This window comes from Paenirhodobacter sp. (assembly GCF_050177655.1).
Taxonomy (GTDB): domain Bacteria; phylum Pseudomonadota; class Alphaproteobacteria; order Rhodobacterales; family Rhodobacteraceae; genus Rhodobacter.
This window is the reverse complement of sequence record NZ_JBFXGV010000037.1, coordinates 25,848-34,167: the sequence shown is the minus strand read 5'-3', so window position 1 is coordinate 34,167 and position 8,320 is coordinate 25,848. Positions and strand designations below refer to the sequence as shown.

General features: G+C 67.8%; 8 protein-coding genes. All 8 read left to right on the top strand.

The genetic code is table 11. The features are described from left to right. Positions 1-231 precede the first annotated feature (231 nt). The 8 genes from AB7U46_RS12995 to radA all read left to right on the top strand — a co-directional run bounded on the left by AB7U46_RS12995 (position 232) and on the right by radA (position 8,309). A complete protein-coding gene (locus tag AB7U46_RS12995; protein WP_428337403.1) occupies positions 232-912 on the top strand; it encodes an orotate phosphoribosyltransferase in 681 nt (226 codons plus the stop codon). Positions 913-1,160: 248 nt separating this feature from the next. Then, positions 1,161-2,657 (top strand): replicative DNA helicase, encoded by a 1,497-nt coding sequence (locus tag AB7U46_RS12990; protein ID WP_428337402.1) that lies wholly within the window; start codon positions 1,161-1,163, stop codon positions 2,655-2,657. Positions 2,658-2,901: 244 nt separating this feature from the next. After that, positions 2,902-3,951: an alanine racemase gene (gene alr / locus AB7U46_RS12985; RefSeq protein ID WP_428337401.1), complete on the top strand. Its 1,050-nt coding sequence runs from the start codon at positions 2,902-2,904 to the stop codon at positions 3,949-3,951. Next, a complete protein-coding gene (locus AB7U46_RS12980) occupies positions 3,948-4,727 on the top strand; it encodes an MlaE family ABC transporter permease (RefSeq protein WP_428337400.1) in 780 nt (259 codons plus the stop codon). The genes alr and AB7U46_RS12980 overlap by 4 nt, the downstream gene beginning before the upstream one ends. Continuing rightward, entirely contained in the window at positions 4,724-5,467 is a 744-nt protein-coding gene (locus AB7U46_RS12975) for an ABC transporter ATP-binding protein (RefSeq protein ID WP_428337399.1), read from the top strand. The genes AB7U46_RS12980 and AB7U46_RS12975 overlap by 4 nt, the downstream gene beginning before the upstream one ends. Before the next feature lie 151 nt (positions 5,468-5,618). Continuing rightward, positions 5,619-6,350, top strand: a complete 732-nt coding sequence (locus AB7U46_RS12970) for a DNA repair protein (protein ID WP_428337398.1) — start codon at positions 5,619-5,621, stop codon at positions 6,348-6,350. Then, entirely contained in the window at positions 6,350-6,775 is a 426-nt protein-coding gene (locus tag AB7U46_RS12965) for a paraquat-inducible protein A (RefSeq protein WP_428337397.1), read from the top strand. The genes AB7U46_RS12970 and AB7U46_RS12965 overlap by 1 nt, the downstream gene beginning before the upstream one ends. Before the next feature lie 166 nt (positions 6,776-6,941). Continuing rightward, positions 6,942-8,309 (top strand): DNA repair protein RadA, encoded by a 1,368-nt coding sequence (gene radA, locus AB7U46_RS12960; protein ID WP_428337396.1) that lies wholly within the window; start codon positions 6,942-6,944, stop codon positions 8,307-8,309. Positions 8,310-8,320 lie beyond the last annotated feature (11 nt).

Here is an 8,320-nt window from a genome sequence, read left to right as displayed (position 1 = left end):
GCCGCGACGATGACCCTCGAAAAGACCGCCGAGCCCGCGCAATGGCCCGAGAAGATCTTCACCGGCGCCGGCCCCGTCACCGTCTTCAACCCGGGCTTCCCGGTCTACTGGCATGTGAAACACTGACCTTTCTACAGAGTCGAAATATCCCCCGCCGGAGGCTCCCGGCCCCGGCCGCGGACGCTCCGCGGGGGATATTTGACCTCTATAGAAGCGCGAAAGGACGATTGAATGATCCCCTCCTCCTACCCCCCCAAGGAAGAAATCGCCCGCCTCACCGCGCGGATGCTGCTTGAGATCGGCGCGGTGAATTTCCGCCCGGAAGAGCCCTTCATCCTCGCCTCCGGCCTGCCCTCGCCGACCTATATCGACTGCCGCAAGCTGATCTCCTTCCCGCGCATCCGCGCCACGCTGATGGATTTCCTTGCCGTCACGGTGATGCGCGAGGCGGGTTTCGAGGCCTTCGACAATATCGCCGGCGGCGAGACCGCGGGCATCCCCTTCGCCGCGCTGGTGGCCGAACGGCTCGCGCTGCCGATGACCTATGTGCGCAAGAAACCGAAGGGCTACGGCCGCAACGCCCGGATCGAGGGGCTGATGACCGAGGGGCAGCGCGTGCTCCTCGTCGAGGATCTGACCACCGACGGCGGCTCGAAGCTGAGCTTCGTCGACGCGATCCGCGAGACCGGGGCAAGCTGCGCGCATACCGCGGTGATCTTCTATTACGACATCTTCCCGGAGACGGTGAAGACGCTCGGCGATCACGGCGTCGCGCTGCATCACCTCTGCACCTGGTGGGACGTGCTCGCCGAGGCGCGCGCGCAGGGCGCCTTCGACGCGAAGACGCTCGACGAGGTCGAGGCCTTCCTGAAGGCGCCGCGGCCCTGGCAGGACGCCCGCAAGAAGGGCTGAGCAGCGCAGCAGCGCAGCATCTTTTCCGGGGGATATCCCTGTGAGCGATCTTGTGGGCGATCTGTGGATCGTTTCGTCCCGACTCGGGATTTCTCGCATGGGACCACTATCCGTGGTAGGCTGAGGGGCAACGCACCCCCAGAAATGAGTCAAACCGACCTCCGGGGGCGCGCTTATCCCCGGAGTTATCCCGATAGCCCTGCCCCGCGCGGATCGGCTATCGAGGCGGGATCGAGCAAGAGGCACAGATGACCACGATCGCAGCGATCAAACCCGAGGGCGCCGCGCCCGAAGCCGTCCCCGAAGAGGTTCTTCCGCATAATATCGAGGCGGAACAACAGCTTCTGGGCGCGATCCTGACCAATAACGACATCTTCGACCGGATCGCCTCGGTGGTGCGGCCCGAGCATTTCTACGAGCCGGTGCATCGCACGATCTATGAAACGGTGATCGCGCGGATCCAGAAGAACGCGCTCGCCTCGCCGGTCACGATCAAGGCCTATCTCGAGGACGACCCGGGGCTGCAGGCGCTTGGCGGGGCCGCCTATCTCGCGCGGCTCGCGGGGGCGGCGATCTCGGCCTATGCGGCGCGCGACTACGCGCAGATGATCCACGACCTCGCGCTGCGCCGCGAACTCATTCGCCTCGGCAAGAACCTCTCCGCCTCGGCGCAGAAGGTCGATATCGGCATCGAGCCCGACGAGCTGATCGTCGAGACTGAGGGCGCGCTTTACAAGCTTGCCGAGACGGGCACCGCCGAGAAGGGATTTGTCAGCTTTCTCAAGGCGGTAACCGAGGCGGTGCAATCCGCGAACGCAGCCTATCAGCGCGAAGGCGGCTTGGCCGGCGTCTCGACCGGGCTCACCGATCTCGACAAGAAACTGGGCGGGTTGCACCCTTCCGACCTTCTGATCCTCGCCGGGCGCCCCTCGATGGGCAAGACCTCGCTCGCCACCAACATCGCCTTCAACATCGCCAAGGCCTATCGCCGCGGGATGCGCCACGACGGCAGCGAGGGCGCGGTGGAGGGCGGCGTCGTCGCCTTCTTCTCGCTCGAAATGTCGGCCGAGCAGCTCGCCGCGCGCGTCCTTTCCGAGGCGGCCGAGGTGCCCTCCGAACAGATCCGCCGCGGCGACATGACGGAGACCGAATTCCGCCGCTTCATCGAGGCGGCGAAATCGCTCGAGACCTGCCCGCTTTATATCGACGACACCCCCGCCCTGCCGATCGCGCAGGTCGCGGCGCGCTGCCGCCGGCTGAAACGGCTGCACGGGCTCGACGTCGTCTTCGTCGACTACCTGCAACTTCTGCGCGGCACCGGGCGCACCGACAACCGCGTGCAGGAAATCGGCGAGATCTCGATGGGGCTCAAGGCGATCGCGAAGGAGCTGAACATCCCCGTGGTCGCGCTTTCACAGCTCAGCCGAACCGTCGAAAGCCGCGAGGACAAGCGCCCGCAGCTGAGCGACCTGCGCGAATCGGGCTCGATCGAGCAGGACGCCGACGTGGTGATGTTCGTCTATCGCGACGAATATTATCACGAGCGCCTGAAGCCGCCGGAGGACGATCCGAAATTCGCCGAATGGATGCAGAAGGCCGAGCGCGTGCATGGCAAGGCCGAGGTCATCCTCGGCAAACAGCGCCACGGTCCGATCGGCACGGTGGAACTCGCTTTTGAGAGCCGCTTCACCCGTTTCTCCGACCTCGCCCGCGCCTGGCAGGGCGACGGCTCGGACGGGTTCTGAGCGCGCGGGGGCGCTGCCCCCGTCCTGCGGACTCCCCCGGGATATTTGAACTCTATAGAAGCCCCATTCTACAGAGCTGAAATATCCCGGGGGTGAGGGCGGAGCCCGAGGGGGCGGCGCCCCCTGCGCCCCCTGCGCCCCCTGCGCCGCCCGCCCCGGCGCCGGCCCGCCACTTTCGCGTGTTGCATCGCCGCCCTGAAACGATTGCGCTTGACCTTGCACGCGCGGAGTTCAAGAAACCCCCATGGCTACTGCATCGCTCCACATCGATCTCGACGCGATCCTCGCGAACTGGCGCGCGATGGACGCGCTCACCGGCCCCGGCACCGAAACCGGTGCCGTGGTCAAGGCCGACAGCTACGGGCTGGGCGCGGCGCGCGTCGCGCGGCTGCTCGCCCGCGCCGGCTGCCGCAAGTTCTTCACCGCCTGCGCCGAGGAAGGCGCCGCGGTGCGGGCAGCCCTTGGCGAAGGGCCGGAAATCTTCTGCTTCGCCGGCCATGCCGAGGGCGACACCGCGCTCATCGGTGAGGCGCGGCTCACCCCGATGCTCAACTCGATCGACCAGGTGACGCGGCATTTCGAGGCCCTGCCCGGCGCGCCCTTCGGCGTGCAGCTCGACACCGGGATGAACCGGCTCGGCATGGAAGAGGCGGAATGGGAAGGCGTCGCGCCGATCGTGCTCGGCGCCGGGGTGCAGCTGATCATGAGCCACCTCGCCTGCTCCGACGAGCCCGCGCACGAAATGAACGCGCGCCAGCTCGAGCAGTTCCACTACATGACCGACGGGCTCGACGTGCCGCGCTCGCTGTCGGCGACCGGCGGCATCCTGCTCGGCCCGGCCTATCATTTCGACGTGACGCGCCCGGGCATCGCGCTTTATGGCGGGCTGCCCTTCGCGCAGGCCACGCCGGTGGTGCGGCTCTCGCTGCCGGTGCTGCAGGTGCGCGACGTCGCTCCGGGCGAAAGCGTGGGCTATTCCAACACTTTCATCGCCCGGCGCGAGACCCGGATCGCGACGCTCGCCGCGGGCTATGCCGACGGTCTTGCGCGCACGCTTTCCTCGCGCGCGACGCTCTGGGCGGGCGACATCCCCTGCCCGCTCGTCGGCCGGATCTCGATGGACCTGATCACCGCCGACATCACCGACCTGCCCGACGTGCCCGCGGCCCTCGACATCCTCGGGCCGCATCAGGGCGTCGACGCGCTCGCCGATGTGGCCGGCACGATCGGCTATGAGGTGCTGACCTCGCTCGGCGCCCGCTATCGCCGCGTCTATCACGGGGGCGCCGCGTGATCGCTCGCGCGCTGGCCGCTCTCGGGCGCCTCGTGCTCTCCGGCCTTGCCGGCGCGGGGCGCGTCGCGCTTTACGCCGTCTCGGTGGTGAGCCATCTGATCCGCCCGCCGTTCTACGGCCGCGAATTCCTGCATGCGCTGATGCAGATCGGCTGGCTCTCGCTGCCGGTCGTGGGCATGACCGCGCTTTTCACCGGCGCGGCGCTCGCACTGCAGATCTATTCCGGCGGCGCGCGGTTTTCCGCGGAATCCGTCGTGCCCTCGATCGTCGCGATCGGCATGGTGCGCGAGCTGGGTCCGGTGCTCGGCGGGCTGATGGTCGCCGCCCGCGTCACCTCCTCGATCGCGGCCGAGATCGGCACGATGAAGGTGACCGAGCAGATCGACGCGCTCGTCACGCTCTCCACCGATCCGCTGAAATACCTCGCCGCGCCCCGCGTGCTGGCCGCGGTGGTCTCGGTGCCGGTTCTCGTCGGCATCGGCGACATCATCGGCATCATGGGCGGCTGGCTGATCGGCACCGGGCGGCTCGGCTTCAACTCGGCGACCTATATCAAGAACACCTGGGAATATCTTGAGTTCTGGGATGTCGGCTCGGGCCTCGTGAAAGGGGCCGCTTTCGGCTTCATCGTCGCGCTGATGGGCTGCTTTTACGGCATGAACTCGGGGCGCGGCGCGCAGGGCGTGGGCCGGGCGACGAAATCCGCCGTGGTCGCGGCCTCGGTGCTGATCCTCGCCTCGAACTACCTGCTGACGGAGGTCTTTTTCTCCGCATGATCGAGATCGCCCATCTGCAGAAATCCTTCGGATCGAAACACGTCCTTCGCGACGTGAACCTCACCGTCGAACGCGGCGAGAGCCTCGTGGTGATCGGCGGCTCGGGCACCGGGAAATCGGTGCTGCTGAAATGCATCCTCGGCCTCGTGACGCCGGAGGGCGGCACCATCACGCTCGACGGCGCGCCGATCGCGGCGCAGCGCGAGGCCTTCCTTTCCCGTTTCGGCATGCTGTTCCAGGGCGCCGCCCTTTTCGACAGCCTGCCGGTTTGGCAGAACGTCGCCTTCCGGCTGCTGCGCGGAGCGACGAAACAGTCGAAGGCGGAGGCGCGCGCGCTCGCCGTCGACAAGCTCAAGCGCGTCGGCCTCGGCGCCGATGTCGCCGACCTCTTCCCGGCGGAGCTCTCGGGCGGCATGCAAAAGCGCGTCGGCCTCGCCCGCGCGATCGCCACCGATCCGCAGGTGATCTTCTTCGACGAGCCGACGACCGGGCTCGACCCGATCATGGCCGGCGTCATCAACGATCTGATCCGCGACATCGTCACCGAGATGGGCGCCACCGCGATCACCATCACCCATGACATGACCTCGGTGCGCGCGATCGCCGACAAGGTCGCGATGCTGCATGACGGCAAGGTCCGCTGGCATGGCTCGATCGCGGAAATGGATGAAACGTCAGACCCTTACGTGACGCAGTTCATCCACGGCCGGGCCGAGGGGCCGATCGCCGCGATCCGCTGATCCGCGCGAAGATCCCCGCGGAAGCGCTTGATTTCATTTCGAGAGTTGATTTTCGGCGGATTTGCGCCGAAGCTGCCCCCGACCATTGGGTTCCTGACTGGGGGGTTGGGGTATGAGTGAGCCTGTGCGCGGCCCTGCCGCAGTGACGTCCTTGCATGTCCTTCTTGGAAAGCTGCTCGGCACCGCCGTGTTTCTCTTCGCGCTCGCCGCGCTCGGGCTGTTCCTCGCCTCGGCGCTCGGACTGATCCCCTGGCTCACGATCGATGCGCGTTTCGGCGAGACCGCCCTGCCCGATGCCGGCGCCTGGATCGAGGGCGCGGTGGCGGCGCTCGCGCTGATCCTCGTGCTCTACCTGCCGGCGCAGACGCGGGTGCTCGCGCTCGAACGCGCCCATCGCAGCTTTCACGTCAATATGGACGACGTCACGCGCGCCTATGCCGCCGCGCACGAAGCCGATCGCAAGGGGGTCTTCGCGCTCTCGGGCGAGTTCGACGCGATGCGCGAGCGGCTGAGCTGGATGCGCCAGCACCCCGATCTGGGCACGCTCGAGCCCGAGCTGCTCGAACTTGCGGCGCAGATGAGCCTGCAGTCGCGCGACCTCGCCACCGTCTACAGCGAGGAGCGCGTCGCCCGCGCCCGCGGCTTCCTGCGCGCGCGCCAGGAAGAGGCGCAGGCGATGGAGGAGCGCGTCGCGATGGCGCGCCAGACCTGCGACGAGCTGAAGCGCTGGCTCACCGATGTTGAGGTGGAGGAGCGCAAGCTTTCCGAAAACATCCGCCTGCTGGAGCGCGACCTGCGCGAGGTGCTGCCGGCGCTTGGCTACGAACTCGAGGACGCGCCCGCGGCGGCGAATGTCGTGCCGCTGCCCAAGTCACAGAAATAATGGCGAAATATCTCAATCTGGCGCTGCTCGTGCTGTTCCCGGTGGCCTGGTTCGCGCCGCTCCTGCGCGCCGGGCTGCTGCCCTTCTTCGATCTCGACGCGATCTCGGTGATTTCGGGGCTGCAGGCGCTGTGGGAAAAGGATGCGGTGCTCGCGCTGATCGTCACCTTCTTCGCCCTCGTCGCGCCGATGGCGAAAGTGGCGGGGCTGGCGCTGGTGCAGTTCGACCTCGCCTCGCCGAAGATCGTGCCGGCGCTGCAGGCCCTGGGCAAGCTCGCGATGGCCGACATCTTCCTGATCGCGCTTTATATCGTCCTCGCGAAGGGCGTCGGCGTCGGCCGGGTCGAAACCGGCTGGGGGCTCTATCTCTTCACCTTCTGCGTGCTCGCCTCGCTGGCGCTCTCGCATTGGGGCAAGCGGGGCTGAGGGGGCCCTGCCCCCTCTTGGCTGCGCCAATTCACCCCCGGGATATTTCGACTCTGTAGAATGCCGTTTCTGCAGAGCTCAAATATCCCGGGGGAGTCTCCGCAGGAGACGGGGGCAGCGCCCCCTCCGCCCTTGCCGCCGCCGCGCCGCTCTGAAAGAAAGGCGCATGGCCAAGGCATCCGCCCAATTCACCTGCACCGAATGCGGTGCCGTGCACCGCAAGTGGTCGGGGCGCTGCGACGCCTGTGGCGCGTGGAATTCGATCGTCGAGGAGGCGCCGCTTTCGGCCGGCCCCTCGGGCAAGACGCTCGGCGGCGCGAAGGGCAAGCGCATCGCGCTCACCACGCTGGCGACCGAGGAGGCGCCGCCGCCGCGCACGCTTTGCGGCATGGCGGAATTCGACCGGGTGCTCGGCGGCGGGCTGGTGCCGGCCTCGGCGATCCTCGTCGGCGGCGATCCGGGCATCGGCAAGTCGACACTGCTTTTGCAGGCGGTCGCGGCCTTTGCCACCAAAGGGCTGAAATGCCTTTACATTTCCGGCGAGGAGGCCTCGGCGCAGGTGCGGATGCGGGCGCAGCGGCTGGGCCTTGCGCAGGCGCCGGTGGGGCTTGGCGCCGAAACCAACCTGCGCGACATCCTCACCACGCTCGAGGTGGAGCGCCCCGATCTCGTGGTGATCGATTCGATCCAGACGGTCTGGGCCGACACCGTCGAGGCGGCGCCCGGCTCGGTCAGCCAGGTGCGCGCCGCGGCGCATGAGCTGGTGAGCTTTGCCAAGTCGCGCGGCGTTTCCGTCGTCATCGTCGGCCATGTGACGAAGGAGGGCCAGATCGCCGGCCCCCGCGTGGTCGAGCACATGGTCGACACCGTGCTCTATTTCGAGGGCGAACGCGGCCACCAGTTCCGCATCCTGCGCGCGGTGAAGAACCGCTTCGGCCCGGCCTCGGAGATCGGCGTCTTCGAGATGACGGGCGGCGGCCTTGCCGAGGTCGCGAACCCCTCCGCCCTGTTCCTGAGCGAACGCGGACAGCCCGCGCCCGGCTCGGCCGTCTTTGCCGGCATCGAGGGCACCCGCCCGGTGCTGACCGAGATCCAGGCGCTCGTCGCCCCCTCCTCGCTCGCTTCGCCCCGGCGCACGGTGGTGGGGCTCGACTCGGGGCGCGTGTCGACGATCCTCGCCGTGCTGGAAAGCCGCTGCGGCATCCCCTTCACCGGGCTCGACGTGTTTCTCAACGTCGCGGGCGGGATGAAGGTGCTCGAACCCGCCGCCGATCTGGCCCTCGCCGCCGCGCTGCTTTCGGCGCGCGAGGATGTTGCACTTCCGCCAGAGCTGGTGATTTTCGGTGAAATCTCCCTCTCGGCGGCGCTCCGTCCGGTCGGTCAGGCGGAAAACAGGTTGAAAGAGGCGGCGAAACTTGGTTTCTCACAGGCGATCGCGCCGTCCGGCACCAGGGTCGAGACGGCGGGCGGGATCGTCTTGCGCGAGCTGCCCGATCTGGTGACTTTTGTCGGGGACATGTTCGGCGCAGGGTAGCGCCGCAAGGG

Coding starts and splice junctions, on each gene's coding strand:
- AB7U46_RS12995 (WP_428337403.1), top strand. CDS start 232: ATGATCCCCTCCTCCTACCCCCCCAAGGAAGAAATCGCCCGCCTCACC.
- AB7U46_RS12990 (WP_428337402.1), top strand. CDS start 1,161: ATGACCACGATCGCAGCGATCAAACCCGAGGGCGCCGCGCCCGAAGCC.
- alr (WP_428337401.1), top strand. CDS start 2,902: ATGGCTACTGCATCGCTCCACATCGATCTCGACGCGATCCTCGCGAAC.
- AB7U46_RS12975 (WP_428337399.1), top strand. CDS start 4,724: ATGATCGAGATCGCCCATCTGCAGAAATCCTTCGGATCGAAACACGTC.
- AB7U46_RS12965 (WP_428337397.1), top strand. CDS start 6,350: ATGGCGAAATATCTCAATCTGGCGCTGCTCGTGCTGTTCCCGGTGGCC.
- radA (WP_428337396.1), top strand. CDS start 6,942: ATGGCCAAGGCATCCGCCCAATTCACCTGCACCGAATGCGGTGCCGTG.